The organism is Pseudomonas lactis (genome assembly GCF_001439845.1).
Taxonomy (GTDB): Bacteria; Pseudomonadota; Gammaproteobacteria; order Pseudomonadales; family Pseudomonadaceae; genus Aquipseudomonas; species Aquipseudomonas lactis.
In genome coordinates, this window is record NZ_JYLO01000004.1 from 71,356 (window position 1) to 87,923 (window position 16,568).

A 16,568-nucleotide genomic window follows, 5' to 3' on the forward strand; every position below is an offset into this window, starting at 1 on the left:
CGCGCCTGTAAAAAACTGCGGGCGCAGCCGTAGGCCTGGAGGGGCTTCCGGCAGGCTTGAAAATTAAGGGATCTGTGGGCTGGGGGGTGACATGGGAAGCGGGGACAAGGAGCGGTACTGCTCGCGCGGGGGACTGTATCGGGTGCTGCGGGCCGATCAGATTTGTACGACGAAAAGCCCGGAAACGTCTGACTTTACCCTCAGGTAATCCCTCTCCAAAGTTTGGTTTGCCGCTGACTTTCTCACCTCGAAAAGTACGGCCAAACACTCGAATGGATAAAGGGCAAAACAATGAGCGTGGGTTATTTCATTGGCAAAGGTGACAAGACCACCTGCGGCGGCGAAGTGCTGGACGGTGATGACAGAGTCAACATGTATGGCCTGCTCCATGCCCGTGCAGGGGATCGGGTCAGTTGCGGGAAAGATGGGCAAATCTATCGGATCGTCGGAGGTATTCATTTCATTCACAGTCATGGCCGGCTTACTGCCGGTACGCTGGATAGCCACAGTGACTGCCCCTGTAAAGCTCGGCTGATCCCTTCGGTTCACAAGGCTACGTATAGGAGCCGAAACGCAGCCCTGCCAACCACCACCGCGGAAACGGCGAACAGCACCCCAGTGGCGCGTTCTCAGCCTACCTACACCCCTTCAAGCAATGGGGCTGCGAATGTCTTTAACGGTGTGATGGGCCAGGAGCCAGGTTTTTACATCGTGCCCAAAAGCATGAGTCGCGAAGCGCTGGAAGCCATACTTTTTCCAGCGCTCGACACGGCTGTAATGCGCAAGTTTCAAGCACTGAATCCCAATACGAGCCACGTCAAAGCCGGCTCGATGATCGTGCTCAGCGATCCGAACAACACCTCCTGCACCTATCAGGAAGCGCAACTGATGCAGGCTGCACAACACGTCAGCGCATCTCTGGAGGAGCTGACGCCGGACGAGGCTGACTTTCTCTATCGCCACGGTGCCGAGATCGCTGGATTTATCGGCCATACCTCAACCTGGCTCGGCGTCAGCGCTGTGGTGATGGAAACGCACCTGAACAACCTGCGCGACACCCTCCAAGCAATCGAACGTTTACATCAAGACAATTATCGCCAACACGGCCACCTCAAGTCGTCGCAGTTCTTCACCGATCGCCAGCGCCTCATGAGCCAGCTGGATGCCCACCTGCTCAACTCCACGCGCTTACGTGGCCAAACCACCCTGGGCGACCATCCCAAGTTAAAAACAGCCCTGGGCATTTCCAGTCGCAGCCTGGTGCATCACTGGGACAAAGCGGGTGGGCCTGGGCAGATTCCGGGGTATACCGCGCATGTGGAAGCGACGAGCCGGGCTGCCAAGTATATGAAGGCGGGTGGTTATATTGGGATTGGGCTGGGCGGTGTGTCGTCGTTGTTGGCTATTCAACAGGTCTGTAATGGGGATTCTGGTGCAGCTTGCGAGAAGATCAAGTTCACTGAATTAGGGAAGCTCGGCCTATCCAGTGCTCTTGGCGCATTTAGTGGATGGGCGGCTGGAGCTGCCAGTGGCTCAGTCTGCATGGCGATCGGCGTGGCTACAGGTGGTATCGGAGGTGTTGTCTGTGTTGCGGCCTTAGTCGGCGCCGGAGCATGGGTGGGGACTACTGCCGGTGGCATGGGTGGCGAGTACATAGGCGAGCTGATTTACGAGGCAACACAACCATGACCAGCATCGATACCTGGCCAAGATGGCTGGCGATTATTGTCGCGGGAGGTCCCGGCTTTCTCTCCGTAGTCGGTCTTGGCTACAGCCTGTATATGACCCATCGTCATTTGGATGCCATCAAGGAAGCCTTAAAAAACAGTCGCTATATTTACATCTGGGGAAGTAGTTTGGGGAAACGCGGGTTGATTTGGTCCCTGCTGGAAATGTCAAAAATAGCCGGAATGGTGATGTGGCCGAAGGCTTCTATTCTAAATGGGGAGTTGAGCCCAATTGATCTTCAAAACTTCCCCCCTTACTTGAAACGACATCTGACCACCCTTACGGCGATGGCCTTCACGGCCCTCACATGGGGAATAGCTGCAGCTATTCTGGTGAAGTTCAGGTAACCCCAACGGACCTCCCCCGAGGCCCCACATCAACACAGCCAAGTGCAATCTCCCGTAGGAGCGAGCTTGCTCGCGAAAAACTCACAGGCGCCGCGTTTAATCAGGATGCCGGCGTTATCGTTGAGGTTTTTCGCGAGCGAGCTCGCTCCTACATGGGGCAAAAAAAACCGCCCTTGCGGGCGGTTCAAGAAAACTCGGCCTTGATCAGAAACCGAGGGAGAAACTCACCGTCACCGCGTGGTCCTTGTCGTTGCGCGAGAGTTGGCCGGAATAGCCCAGGCCCAGTCTGCCGTTCTGGCTGATCTGGTAATCCAGGCCCGCTTCCACCACCGCACTGTCCTTGGCAATCGGCACACCCTGGGTGCTGAACGAGCCACCGCCATTGATAAAACTCAGGTCGGCGTCGGGCTTGGTGTCACCGAAGGCATGGCGCCAGCCGATGCTGCCCCGTGGGGTGATTTTCGAGCCGTTGCCCAGGGTGATGGTCTGGCCAATGCGCACGCCCAAGGTCGAGTAGGTGATGTCCTGGTCGGCATCGCCACGCAGGGCTGCCGAGCCGCCTTTTTCCTTGATCGTGTCGCTGTCGTAGTTGACGTAGGCCTGGCCGGCGAACGGTTCCAGGGCTACGGTAGGGGTTTGAATGGTGTAGCCGACTTCACCGAATACTTGCGCACTGCGTGCCTTGTAGTCGGCTTTGAGGCGTTGGCCCTCGCCGCCGACGGCCACGTTGCGTTTGCTTTCGACGTCATGCCAGCTGTACGCCACGCCCATGCGTGCGGCGAAGGCTTCTTGCTGGTAGGCGGTGTAGGCCATCAGGTGGTAGCTGTCCACATCGGCGCTGGAGTTGCGGCGCTTGGCGTCCAGGTCGCTGCGGGTGTAGCCGGCGGCCACGCCCACGCGCCAGGCGTCATCCACCTGCTTATCGGTACCGAGCAGGAAGCCGCTGAGGTTACGGTCCAGCTTGGCGCTGTTGCTGTCACCGCCCATATGGCCCCAGGTGCCGAGCACGCGCATCCAACCGACCATCTCGCCGTGGCAACCGGCGCTGCTCAGGTGGTTCTCGCTGGGTGCCAGGGCATTGCGCGGGTCGTCCTCGCGGTAGCAACCGGGTTGGCGCAGGCGCTCGTTGACCGCGTCACGCACATAACGCGAATCTTCAAGCATGGCGCTGGCGGTGCTGGCGTGGATTTCGCCGGACAAGCTGTCGAAGGCCGCACGTGCCGCCGCTGCATCACCGTTAAGCAGTGCATTTTGCACCGCTGCGCCACCGACTGCGGTACCTGTGCCCAACGCCGCCGCCACGCCGCGTTGGTTACCGGTGGCCGCCACGCTGGCGTAGCTGACGTTGTTGCGGCTGACCGCCAGGGCCACTTGGGTTGGGCTGTAGTTCAACGCGGTCGTGAGGAACGCCAGGTTCTCCAGGTTGGTGGTGGCAAAGGTGCCGTTGACCGCGCCGGCTGTCAGCAGGGTGTAGGTGGTGGCGCCGGCATAGGGAGCCAGGTTGACCACATTCAAGGTACCGCCCAGGTTGGCGGTGCCGCCCACGGCCAGGGAGCCGGTGGTGGATGGGGTGATCACCAGGTTCAGCGCACCGGTGCTGGCGTTGGTGAAGTTGCCGGCCACGGTCAGCTTGCCACCGTCGGGCGTCACCGAGCCGTTGTTGACCAGCGAACCGACACTGCCGTTACCGGTCAGCCCCGCACCGTTGGCCACAGTGACTTGGCCGCCAAGCACCGCGCCTGGGTTGGCCGCGTTACCCACTTGCAACACGCCCTCTTCCACTGCCACGGTGCCGCTGAACGGCTGGTTGCCGGTCAGCAACAGCGCGCCTGCGCCTTGCTTGATCAGCGCACCCGTGCCGCTCAAGGTACCGCTGAACTGGCCATTGGTGCGTTGGGCGAACAACAACCGCGCGTTGTTGAGGATCCTGCCACGCAGGCTGGTGGTGGTGCCCGCCAGCGTACCGCCACTGACGGTGGTGCCGCCGGTGTAGGTATTGGCGCCAGTCAGCAGCAAGGTGCCCGCATCCAGCTTGTTGATGCCGCCGGTTCCCACCAGCGGTGCATCAATCTGAGCGGTCACGCCGGAATTGACCCGCACCGGCGCCAGGCTGCCATCCGCCGCATTGGTCGGGCTCAAGCTGCCGCCTGCGCCGGCGACCAGCGTGTAGCCGGCGTCCAGCACTTGCAGGCCAGTGAAGCCTTGGTTGCCGACCACGGTCACGGTGCCGCCCTGCCCGCCAAATACCGCGAACTGATTGGTGGACGCCTGCCCTTGGGTGCCGGTGGGGTCGGTCCAGTTGGTGCCTGGGCCCCAGGTACCGCTGCCGCCGCTGATGCTGCCATCAGGGTTGGTGGTGCCGCCGTTCCAGAACTGGATCTGCCCTGGGGTGGTTTGCACCACCAGGTTGAGCTGGTTGGCCAGCGCCGTTTGCAGGCTCAGGTTACCCAGTGCCACCGGCAAGGTGCCAAAGGTGAGGCCGTTATCGGTCAAGCTGCCGCCGTAGCGGAACAGTTGATACACGCCGACGCCGAAGCCGCCGGTATCGCTGACGTTGAGGGTGCCGTCCAGGGTCAGGTTGCCCGCCACGTTCACCGCTGTACTGGAGGCACCCGGCGCACCGAGGGCGAAGTCCAGGGTGGTGCCCGATGACAAGGCCAGCGAACCCACCGACAGCGGCGTCGCGGCACCGGCCTTGAGCACCGAGCCGTCAGCCATGTTCACCGCACCGCCCAGGGTACCGCTGCCGCCGAGGGTCGCGCCGCTGGCAACTTGCACCGCGGCGCTGTTCAAGGTGCCGTTGACCAGCAGGCTGCCGGTGTTGACGTTGGTGTTGCCGGTAAAGGTGTTGTTGCCGCTGAGCAACAATGCGCCGGTGCCGGTTTTGTTCAACACGCCGGTACCGGTGAGGTTGCCGGTGTAGGTGCCGTCGCTGGCTTGCTCAAAGGTCAATGCCGCGTTGTTGGCGATAGCGCCTTGCAGGCTGGTGGTGTTGCCGGTGGTGCTGCCGCCGTTGAGCGTGGTGCCGCCGCTGTAGGTGTTGGCAGCGGTCAGCAACAAGGCGCCGTTGCCATTTTTCACCAGGCTGCCGCTGCCGCTGACCACGCCGTTGAGGGCCAGGTCGTGGCTGCCGGCCAGGGTCAGCGGGCCGCCCAGGTTGAGGGCATTGGTCAGTTGCAGGTCGGTGCTGCCATCCAGTTGCGCCGCGCCGCCCACCGTCAATGCTCCACTGCCCAGGGCAGCATTATTGCCGAGGATCAATTGACCGGCGTTCAGGCCAGTGCCGCCGCTGTAGCTGTTGACGCCATTAAGCGTCAGCGCGGCGGCACCGTTTTTCACCAGGCTGCCGCTGCCGCTGACGCCACCATTGAGGGCCAGCGCGTTGCTGCCACCCACCGTCAACGCACCGTTGAGCACGGCCGCATTGGCCAGGCTGACCGCCGCGTTGCTGTCCAGGGTGGTACCACCGGCCGCCGTCAGGACGCCTGTGCCCAGGGCACTGTTATTGCCCACCACCAGGGTGCCGCCATTGAGCGCGGTACCGCCGGTGTAGCCATTGCTGCCGTTGAGCACCAGGGTGCCGCTGTCGAGCTTGGCCAGGGTGCCGGCGCCGTTGAGGGTTACGCCCAGGGTCGCGGTAGCGTTCGGGTCGACGCGCACCGAGGTGTTGCCGGTGCCGCCATTGACCAGGTTGAGCACCCCCGCCGTGCCGGAGCCCAGGGTGTAGCCATCGGTGACGAACTGCATGCCGGTGATGTTCTGCGTGCCATCCACCGTCACGTTGCCTGCCACGCCTTGGAACACCGCGAAGCTGTTGACCCAGCCCTGGTTGAGGGTGCCGTCGACATTGGTCCAGTTGGTATTGCCGGCGTTCCAGGTGCCGTTGCCGCCGTCAATCGCGCCGTTGCCGATCAGGCTGTTGCCATCCCAGAACTGCACGGTGGTGTTGGGCGCAGTCACCAGCAGGTTGACCTTGTTGGTGATCGCGGTCTGCACTTGCAGGTCGCCCGGCACCACGCTGCCTGGCAGTGTGCCCAGAACCAGGCCGTTATCGGTCAAGGCCCCGGTGTAGTTGATGAGGTTGTAGATGCCACTGCCAAAGCCGCCGATATCGGTGACATTGAGGTTGCCGTCCAGGGTCAGATTGCCGCCGACATTCAGCAGGCCTGTGCCGCCACCCAGCACTGGGGTGCCGAGACCGACATCCAGGTTCGAGTTGCCGCCCAGCACCAACGAGCCCACCGACAACGTGCTGCCGGAGGCCAGGCCGATGTGCCCACCGTCGGCCACGGTCACCGCGCCGGCCAATGAACCGCTGCCGGCCAGGGTCGCGCCGCTGCTCACTGCCACCGTGCCGCTGGCCAGGGAACCGGTGACATTCAAGGTACCGCCGTTGACGTTGGCCGCACCGCTGATGGCGTTGGTACCGCTCAGGTTGAGCACCCCGCTGCCGTTTTTATCCAGGTTGCCGGCACCGTTCAGCGCGCCGCCAAAGCTGTTATCCAGGTTGCTGCCACCCACCGCCAGCGTGTTGCCGCCAGCCACCTGTACCACGCCGTCGCCGGCCAGGCTGTTGAGGTTGGCATTGCCACCCAGGTTGAGACTGGCGCCGCTGCCGACAGTGACGCCGGAGGTGGTGCCCAGTGCACCATTACCCGTCGTGGTCACGCTGCCCGCCGCCACGGTCAGCGGGCCGCTGAAGCTGTTGTTGCCGGTCAGCAGCAGGTCCGCCGCGCCATTTTTGATCAGCGCCGCATTGCCAGCGAGCACACCGGCCAGGGTCAGGTTGTTGCTACCAGCGATAGTGAGGTCGCCATTGAGATTGACCGCATTGGCCAGCACCAGCGGCGTGCTGTTGGCCAGGGTCGCCGTACCGCCGACGGTCAACGCGCCCGAGCCCAGGGCTGTGGTGCTGCCGAGGGTCAGCGTGCCGGCACTGAGCGCCGTGCCGCCGCTGTAGGTGTTGGCGCCGTTGAGCGTCAGGTTGGCGCCACCGGCCTTGATCAACGAACCACTGCCGTCCACTACACCGTTGAGGCTCAGATCGTTGCTGCCGCCGACGGTGAGCGCGGCATTCAGGCTGGTGTTATTGGCCAGGGCCAACGCCGTGTTGGTGTCCAGGGTAGTTGCCCCATTGACCGCCAAGGCACCGCTGCCCAAGGCCGACGCATTGCCCAGGGTCAGGGAGCCGGCATTCAATTGCGTGCCGCCCAGGTAGGCGTTGGCGCCGTTGAGCGTGAGGTTGCCCGCGCCGGTTTTGGTCAGCCCACCGCTACCGCTGACCAGGCCGTTCAGGCTCAGGTCGGCGGTGCCCAGAATGCCCAGGTTGCCGGCCAGATTGACCGTGTTGGCCAGGGCGACCGCCGTGCTGCTGTCGAGGGTGGTGCCAGCGGCCGCGTTCAGAGCGCCACTGCCCAGGGCCGTGTTGGAGGCCAGGATCAGGCCGCCTGCGTTGAGTGCGGTTGGGCCGGCATAGGTGTTGTTGCCACTGAGGGTCAGGTTGGCGATGCCATTCTTGATCAGGCTGCCCGTGCCCGCCACGGTGCCGGCCAGGGTCAGGGCGTTGCTGCCGCCGAGGGTGAGGCTGCCGTTGACGTTGAGCGCATTGGCCAGACTGACCGCGGTGTTGCTGTCCAGGGTGGTGCCGTTGGCGGTGGTCAAGAGGCCGCTGCCCAGGGCACTGTTACTGCCGACCACCAGGGTGCCGCCATCCAGGGCGGTGCCGCCGGTGTAGCTGTTGGCACCGTTAAGCACCAGGGTACCGGTGTCGAGCTTGGCCAGAGTGCCGCCGCCGTTAAGCGCGACGCCCAGGGTGGCGGTGACGCCGGGATCGACACGTACGGCGGTGTTGCCACCCACACCATTGAACAGGGTCAAGGCGCCCGCTGCGCCGCCCGCCAGGGTGTAGCCATCCGTGACGAACTGCAAACCGGTGACGGCTTGCGCGCCGTCAACCGTGACGGTGCCTGCCGAGCCTTGGAACACGGCAAAGCTGTTCGGGGTCCAGGCGGTGTTGAATGCGCCGTTGACGCCGGTCCATTGGCTGCCGCCTGCACTCCAGGTACCGTTGCCGCCGTCGATGGTGCCATTGCCCGTGGTTTGGCTGCCGTCCCAGAACTGCACGTTGGTGCTGCCGTTGACCAGCAGGTTAACCTGGTTGCCAACGGCGGTTTGCAGGTCCAGGTCGCTGGCCGGGATATTCACCGGAAGGCTGCCCAGCAGCAGGCCGTTGTTGGTCAGGCCACCGGTGTAGTCGATCAGGCGGTAGATGCCCGCACCGAAGCCGCCGATATCCGTGACGTTCAACGTGCCATCCAGGGTCAGGTTGCCGTTGACCTGTACCAGCGCCGTGCCGCCAGTGGCGGGCGCGCCGAGGCCTGCATCCAGGTTGGAGTTGGCATTGAGCAGCAGCGAACCGGTGGTGAGGGTCGCGCCGGAATTGACGGCCAGGTGGCCGCCGTCGGCGATGGTCACGTTGCCCAACAAAGTACCGGTACCACCGAGGGTGGCACCACTGCCCACCGCCACATTGGCGCTGGCCAGGGAGCCATTGACGAGCAAGCTGCCGGCGTTGACCTGGGCGTCCCCGGTCACCACGCTGAGGCCGCCAAGGGTCAAGGCGCCTGTGCCGTCTTTGGCCAGGTCGCCGAGGCCTGCCACGATGCCGTCGAAGGTGCTGTCCAGATTATTGTTGCCGACGCTCAAGGTGCTGCCGGCGCCTACGGTGGCAATACCGGTACCCGTGAGGGCGCCCAGGCTGGCGCTGCCGCCCAGGTTCAAGGAGGTACCGCTCGCCAGGTTGACCCCGGCGCCGACACCCAGTGCACCATTGCCCAGCGTGGTGAGGCTGCCCGATTGCACATCGAACAGGCCGTTGAAGGTGTTAGTACCGGTGAGGCTCACATCCGCCGTGCCGGTTTTGACCAGGCTGCCGCTGCCGGCCAGCACGCCGGCCAGGGTCAGGTTATTGTTGAGACCGCCCACGGTCAGCCCAGCGTTGAGGTTGACCGCATTGGCCAATACCAGCGGTGTGCTGTTGGCCAGAGTGGCCGCGCCGTTTTCGTTCAAGGCGCCGGTACCCAGGGCCGCTGCCGTACCCAGGGTTAATGTACCGGCGTTGAGCGTGGTGCCGCCTTGAAAGGTGTTGACGCCATTGAGGGTCAGGTTGGCCGCGCCGTCTTTGCTCAGGCCAGCCGTGCCGGTGACCAGGCCACCCAGGGTCAGGTCGTTGCTGCCGGTGACGGCGAGGTTGGCGTCAAGCACGACGCCATTGCCCACACTCAGCGCTGCCGTGTTATCCAGGGTCGCCGCGCCGCCAACGGTGAGGTTGCCCAGGCCAAGGGCGGTGGCGCTGCCCAAGGTCAGCGTACCGGCGTTCAGGGTGGTGCCACCCAGGTAGGCGTTGGCGCCGCTGAGGATCAGATTGGCCGTGCCCTCCTTGGTCAGGCTGCCTGCACCGTTGATTGCGCCGCCGAGGGTCAGGTCAGCGGTGCCGCCGATGCCCAGGTTGCCCGCCAGATTGATCGCGTTGGTAGTGGTGACCGCCGTGCTCGCGTCCAAGGTGGTACCGCCTGCGGCATTCAACACGCCCGCGCCCAGCGCCGTATTGCTGGCCAGGATCAGCCCGCCTGCGTTCAAGGCCACAGGGCCCAGGAAGGTATTGGTGCCGCCGAGTGTCAGGCCTGCCGTGCCATTCTTGACCAGGCCACCGGTGCCGCTGATGGCGCCATTGAGCGCCAATGCGTTGCTGCCGCCGACCGTCAGGCTGCCGTTGAGTACCGCATCATTGCCCAGGGTTACAGAGGCGTTGCTATCCAGGGTGGTGCCCGCCGCAGCGGTCAGCGTGCCAGTGCCCAGCGCGGTGTTGCTGCCGACCACCACCGTACCGCCATTGAGCAAGGTGCCGCCGGTGTAGCTGTTGGCGCCATTGAGCACCAGCGTGCCGGTATCGAGTTTGTTCAGCACGCCCGCGCCGGTGATATCGACGCCGAGGGTGGCAGTCGCCAGTGGGTCGACGCGCGCGGCGAAGTTGCCGCTGCCGGTGCTCAACTGCCCACCGGTGCCATTGACCAGGCTGTAGCCATCGGTGACGAATTGCAGACCGGTGATGGTTTGTACGCCATCCACGCTGACAGTGCCCGCAGCACCTTGGAACACCGCAAAGCCACCGCCCCAGGTCTGGTTGGAAAGGCCGTCGGCCGAGGTCCAGTTGGTGCCCCCCGCTGTCCAGGTGCCGTTGCCACCGTCAACAGTGCCGTTGGCAAGGGTGTTGCTGCCGTCCCAGAAACGAATATTCGGCGCCGCTACCACCAGGTTGACCTGGCTGCCCACTGAGGTCTGTACCAGCAGATCACCCAGCCCATAACCCAGCGGCACCGTGTTGACGTTCAATGCGCCGGTCAAGCCGCCGGTGTAGTTGATCAAGCGATACACACCAGCGCCGAAGCCACCGGCATCGCTCACATTGAGGTCGCCGGCCAGGTTCACGTTGCCACCGACATTCATCAGCGAGGTCAGCGACGGTGCGCCAAGGGCCACATCCAGACTGGCCCCGGCACTCATGTTCAGGCCGCCAGCCGACAAGGTCGTGCCACTGCCCAGCGCCAGGTGCCCGCCGCTATTGATATTCGCCGTACCCAATAGCGAGCCACTGCCGGTGAGGGTGCCGCCGCTATTCACGTTGACCAACGCGCTGCCCAGAGAACCATCGACATCCAGGGTACCCGCGTTGATCGCCGTGTTACCGGTGATGCCATTGATTCCGTTGAGCGTGAGGGTGCCGGTGCCGACCTTGATCAAGCCGCCAGCGCCGCTGAGATCACCGTCAAAGGTACTGCTGGTGCTGACGCCACCCACAGTGAGGTTCAAACCGCCGCCGACTGCCACGCCACCCGCACCGCTGAGGCCGGCCAGGCTGGAATCGACGCCCAGGTTCAGCGCAGCGCCAGCGCTGACATCAACGCCGGAGGTGTTGCCCAATGCACCGGCGCTGCCGGTGGTGACGCTGCCGGAGACAATATTCAATGGCCCGGTAAAAGTGTTGCTGCCGCTCAAGGTCAGGTCAGCCAAGCCATTTTTGATCAGCGCACTGGCGCCGCTGAGCACGCCGCTGAGGTTCAGGTCATTGTTGCCCGCGAGCGTCAGGTCGCCATTCAAGGCAATCCCGTTGCCCAGGGTAAGGGCCGCACTGTTATCCAGGGTTGCCGCACCGCCGACCGTCAAGGAGCCTGCGCCCAATGCGCCTGCCGTGCCCAAGGTCAACGTACCGGCGTTGAGGCTGGTGCCACCGGTGAAAGTGTTGGTGCCGTTAAGGGTCAGGTTGGCCAGGCCATCCTTGATCAGCGCACCCGCGCCGCTGACCACACCGCCCAGGGTCAGCCCATTGGCGCCGCCGACGGTCAGCCCGGCGTTGAGGACAATGTTATTGCCCAGCGCCACCGCCGAGGTGCTGTTAAGGGTGGCGGCGCCGCCGACGGTCAAGTTGCCCAGGCCAAGCGCCGTGTTGCTGCCGACGGTCAGGCTGCCCGCATTCAAGATAGTGCCGCCCAGGAAGTTATTGCTGCCGCTGAGTGTCAGGCCGGCCGTGCCGTTTTTGGTCAGGCTGCCTGCACCGTTGACCGTGCCGCCCAGGGTCAGGTTGGCGCTGCCGCCGATTCCAAGGTTACCGGCCAGGTTGACCGCGTTAGTCAGCGTGGCAGTGGTGCTGGCGTCCAGGGTCGTGCCTGCGGCTGCATTCAACGTACCCGCACCCAAGGCACCGGTAGCGCCAATCACCAGCTTGCCGCTGTTGAGTGCCGTGTTGCCCAGGTAAGTGTTCGCTTGATTGAGGATCAGATCCGCCGGGCCGTTCTTGATCAACCCGCCAAGGCCCGCCACCACGCCGCCAAGGGTCAGCGCGTTGCTGCCGCCAAGGGTCAGGTTACCGCCCAGGTTGAGGTTATTGCCCAGGCTCACTGCTGCACTGGCATCCAACGTGGTACCCGCCGAGGCGTTCAACACACTGGCGCCGAGCGCAGTATTGGAGCCAACCACCAGCGAACCGGCGTTGAGGGCCGTGGCGCCGGTGTAAGTATTGTTGCCCGTAAGCGCCAGGCTCGATACGCCCTCCTTGATCAACCCGGAACCGCCGCTGACAACCCCGCCAAGGGTCAGCGGGTTCACGCCATCTACGGTCAGATTGGCGTTCAAGGTAATCGCATTGCTGGTGGTCAGCGCAGCATTGCTCTGCAACGTACCCGCACCCGCGACGGTCAAGGCACCGGAGCCTAGCGCTGCGGCATTGCCCAATGTGAGCGTGCCGGCATTCAAGGTGGTGCCGCCCTGAAAGGTGTTGGCGCCGCTAAGGATCAACTCGCCGGTACCGGCTTTGTTCAGGCCAGCAGTGCCCGAGATCAGGCCACTCAAAGTCAGCCCGGTAGCAGCCCCCTGCACCGTCAGGCCACCGGTTCCGAGGGTCATCAGGTTAGCCAGCGTCAGGTTGTTAGTGGTGGCTTCGATAGCGCCGCCGTTGGACGTGAGCACACCGCTGCCGAATGTCGAGTTGTTATTGAATTGCGCCACGCCGCCGTTGAGCGTGGTGCTGCCGCTGACCAACGGCCCCTGCAACGTCCAGGTGCCACTGTTGATGGCCAGGTTGTTGAAGTTGACATAGTTGGCGCTGGAAGCAGTGCCGGTGCCTGTACTGCCACCACCGACACCCGTCGTGTTTTCAAGAATCAGCGAGTTGCTGCCGCCTGCGCCGCCGTCCACCTGGCCGGTGGGCGCAAAGGTGAGGTTTACGCCGAGCAGGTTGCCCAGGCTTACCTCGACGCCGCCGCCACTGGTCACTTGCGACCCCGTGACAGCGGTAAAGGTGTTGGAACTGGCGACCCCCATCGACACGCCACCAGAGATAGTGCCAGTGTTGCGGAAGGTGTTCCCCGCAGTAGAGCTCTCGAAAGCCACGCGCCCGGTCAGGGTACCGTTGTTAGTCATATTGACCTGCCCGCCGCCCTGCACCGCCACCACTGGGGTGTTGGAGGGGAGCAGCGCCAGGTTGAGCAAGGACGAAGAGCCAATGGTGCCGTTGTTGACGATCGTGGTGATGCCGCCTACACCGTTGGTGGCGTTCAGCGCCATGCCGTCCAAGGAGGCCAGGTCCACCCCAAGCACCGCGCCGGTGCCACGAATAGTGCCAGTGACGGCGTTGGTGATGTTCAACACGCTGGCTGTCGTATTACCAATCACCACACCACCGCTCAGGAGAGTTACCAACCCGAGTAACGCGGGGTCAATCGTGCCGGCGTTGTTCAACGTCGTGTTGTTACCCGTCAGGGTCAGTGCTTTACCGCCCAACGTCGCATTGAGCTGCGCCCCCGCGTTGACGTTGACCGTCAGGCTGTTGACTGCACTGCTGAAGGTATTGAGAAACAGCGGCAATGTCGGCACACCCGTACAGGTCACCGTCGCTCCAGCGGTGGGACTCGCCGGGCTACAGGCGGCGAACACATCCGGGCTCGCCAGCCCCATCACCAGCCCGGCCACGCCCAGGCGGATCGCAAGAGAAAGCGCAGAAATACGAGGTAAAGCGGCAGTCGCAAGTCTTCTATCCACGTTCTACTCCTTGTGGTCCAAGCCTTTCATCCGTGACTGCGTGCACGCCTTGTTTCAACGATCCACACGCATCGAATTCGAAACACCTGACCGTGGTGACTACTGATCCAGTTTTTCGAAACGTTAGTAGACCTGCGCGAAAGCCATTGAATTAAATGGTATTAATACTTTCGTAAAACCTGCGTAAAAATGGGATGAGAGCCAACATCCATTGACTGTCGCGACAAAAATACAAGTTTCCAAATGTGAAAAAGCGCTCTAATAGGGCCCTATCCTCCCCCACCGTAGGCGCGAGCTTGCTCGCGAAAATCCTCAACGATGACGCGACAAACCGGATATAACGCGGTGCCCTTGCGTTTTTCGCGAGCAAGCTCGCTCCTACCGTTGATCGATGCAAATGCTGGAGTTCGTAATGCCCCATGAAGGCAACCTGTTACAAGCAGCCGTGGTGTTCCTGTTCGCCGCGGTGCTCACCGTGCCCCTGGCCAAGCGCCTGCAATTGGGCGCGGTGCTGGGCTATCTGTTTGCCGGTGTGATCATCGGCCCATCGGTACTTGGCCTGATCGGCAACCCGCAAAGCGTGGCGCAGTTTTCTGAACTGGGCGTGGTGCTGTTGCTGTTCATCATCGGCCTGGAGCTGTCGCCCAAACGTTTATGGGTGATGCGCAAGGCGGTGTTCGGCGTCGGCCTGGCCCAGGTACTGCTCACTGGCGTGGTGATGGGCGCGGTCGCGCTGTGGCTGTTTGGCCAGTCGTGGAACAGCGCCATCGTGCTGGGCCTGGGTCTGGCACTATCCTCCACGGCGTTTGGCCTGCAAAGCCTGGCCGAACGCAAGGAGCTCAACCAACCCCACGGGCGCCTGGCCTTTGCCATCCTGTTGTTCCAGGACATCGCCGCCATCCCGCTGATCGCCATGGTGCCGTTGCTGGCCGGCAGCGATCATCCGACCACCGAGGCCCAAGGCCTGCAACATGTGCTGCAGATCCTCGGCAGCATCGCGGTGGTGATCATCGGCGGGCGCTACCTGTTGCGCCCGGTGTTTCGCATTGTCGCCAAGACCGGCCTGCGCGAAGTGTCCACCGCCACCGCGTTGCTGGTGGTGATCGGCACCGCCTGGCTGATGGAGTTGGTGGGCGTGTCCATGGCCTTGGGGGCCTTCCTCGCCGGCCTGCTGCTGGCGGATTCGGAATACCGCCACGAACTGGAATCCCAGATCGAGCCGTTCAAGGGCCTGCTGCTGGGGCTGTTTTTTATCAGCGTGGGCATGGGCGCCAACCTCAGTCTGCTGCTCAGCACACCGCTGGTGGTGATCGGCCTGACCCTGCTGCTGATCGGCTTGAAGCTGCCGCTGCTGTACGCCGTCGGGCGAATGGTGGGCGACCTCAACCGCGAAAGCGCTTTACGCCTGGGCGTGGTGCTGGCGGCGGGGGGTGAGTTCGCCTTTGTGGTGTTCAAGATCGGCCGCGACCAGGGCCTGTTCGAACCGCAGTTGTACGACGTGCTGGTGCTCACCATCACCCTGTCCATGGCCGTGACCCCGCTGCTGTTGCTGGTGTGCCCGAAGCTGTTCAAGCCCAAGGCCAAGCCGGTGGAAGTGCCCGAGGAATACCGCGCCATCGAAAGCGATGCGCCCCGCGTGGTCATCGCCGGCATGGGCCGCATGGGCCAGATCGTGGCGCGCATCCTGCGCGCCCAGAACATCTCGTTCATCGCCCTCGACACCTCGGTGGAAACCATCGAGCTGACCCGCAGTTTCGGTGGCATGCCGGTGTTCTACGGCGACCCCCAACGCCCGGAAATCCTCCACGCGGCCAAAGTCGATCAAGCGGAATTCTTCGTGATCGCCATGGACGACCCGGAGATCAACATCAAGACCGCCGAGTTGGTGCGCAACCTCTACCCGCACATGAAGATCATCGCCCGTGCGCGCAACCGCCAGCACGTACACCGCTTGGTGGACCTGGACGCTTCACCGGTGCGCGAAACCTTCTACTCCAGCCTGGAAATGAGCCGCCGTACCCTGGTCGGCCTCGGTTTGAGCCAGGCCCAGGCCGATGCGCGCATCAACCGCTTCAAGACCCACGACCAGCAGGTACTCGCCGCCCAACACGCGGTGTACGACGACGCGGCCAAGGTCATGCAAACCGCCCAGGAAGCCCGTGCGGAGCTGGCGCGCTTGTTTGAAATGGACAGGCTTGAGGAAGAATCTTCCGACAAAGTGTGACGGGGCCGATGAACGAGATTGCGAATTTTCTGACAGAATACGCCGCAATTTCGTTCATCCCCGGAGTGCTTCATGGCCACGTTCACCAAGACCGCAATGCTGCTGGCCCTCGCGCTCACCGCCAGCAGCGTGTTCGCTGCTGCCAAGCCCACCACCCAGACCATCTCCACCTTGGGTGGCAAGTTCACCTTCAAACTGCCCAAGGCCTACAGCGCCGACACCCTGCCCTCCGGCACGGCGCAAGACGGCACCGCCGACACCCAAGGCACCCTGTACGCCAACTCGACGACGAAAAGTGTGGTGATCGTCGCCGAAACCGTGCGCAACGATGGGACAAAGATCCAGGATAACGACCCGCAGTTCCTCGACGGCGCCGTGGCCGATTTCGTCAAGGACCAGAGCGCTGCGCTGCCTGATTTCAAGAAACTGGGCGAGAAGAAACTCACCTACAAGGGCCTGGGCCTGCGCCAAGTGGACAGCAGCGCTACCCAAGGTGGTGGCAAGACGCTGAACTCCACTTTCCTGGGTGGTTCGGGCAACCATTTGCTGGTGATCCAGGCGATTTCCCGGGCGGATGATGTGAAGGGGCATGCACAGTTGGTGAAGCAGATTACAGGCGGCAAATAACCCACCTCTTCCAGCCAACACAAAACCCACGTGGGAGCGGGCTTGCCTGC

5 protein-coding genes are annotated in these 16,568 nt (G+C 63.3%); 4 read left to right on the forward strand and 1 reads right to left on the reverse strand.

From position 1 onward, the window contains the following. The first annotated feature begins 291 nt into the window (after positions 1–291). Positions 292–1,689, forward strand: a complete 1,398-nt coding sequence (locus TX24_RS07400) for a PAAR domain-containing protein (RefSeq protein WP_057710033.1) — start codon at positions 292–294, stop codon at positions 1,687–1,689. Beyond that, complete coding sequence (locus tag TX24_RS07405) at positions 1,686–2,075, forward strand: hypothetical protein (RefSeq protein ID WP_057710034.1); 390 nt, start codon at positions 1,686–1,688, stop codon at positions 2,073–2,075. Before TX24_RS07400 ends, TX24_RS07405 begins: the two co-directional genes overlap by 4 nt. Before the next feature lie 204 nt (positions 2,076–2,279). On the opposite strand, the gene TX24_RS07410 is transcribed toward TX24_RS07405, so the two are convergent. Next, positions 2,280–13,667: an autotransporter-associated beta strand repeat-containing protein gene (locus TX24_RS07410; protein WP_057710035.1), complete on the reverse strand. Its 11,388-nt coding sequence runs from the start codon at positions 13,665–13,667 to the stop codon at positions 2,280–2,282. Between the two features lie 412 nt (positions 13,668–14,079). On the opposite strand from TX24_RS07410, the gene TX24_RS07420 reads away from it, so the two are divergent. Then, positions 14,080–15,891 carry a monovalent cation:proton antiporter-2 (CPA2) family protein gene (locus TX24_RS07420; protein WP_034133836.1) on the forward strand — a complete coding sequence of 604 codons (1,812 nt, stop codon included), beginning with the start codon at positions 14,080–14,082 and terminating at the stop codon, positions 15,889–15,891. A gap of 72 nt (positions 15,892–15,963) precedes the next feature. Continuing rightward, entirely contained in the window at positions 15,964–16,518 is a 555-nt protein-coding gene (locus TX24_RS07425; RefSeq protein ID WP_057710036.1) for a DcrB/PsbP domain-containing protein, read from the forward strand. Positions 16,519–16,568: the final 50 nt, after the last annotated feature.

Excerpts from the sequence above, each read along its gene's own strand:
- TX24_RS07400 (WP_057710033.1), top strand. The coding sequence starts at position 292 with ATGAGCGTGGGTTATTTCATTGGCAAAGGTGACAAGACCACCTGCGGC.
- TX24_RS07405 (WP_057710034.1), top strand. The coding sequence starts at position 1,686 with ATGACCAGCATCGATACCTGGCCAAGATGGCTGGCGATTATTGTCGCG.
- TX24_RS07420 (WP_034133836.1), top strand. The coding sequence starts at position 14,080 with ATGCCCCATGAAGGCAACCTGTTACAAGCAGCCGTGGTGTTCCTGTTC.
- TX24_RS07425 (WP_057710036.1), top strand. The coding sequence starts at position 15,964 with ATGGCCACGTTCACCAAGACCGCAATGCTGCTGGCCCTCGCGCTCACC.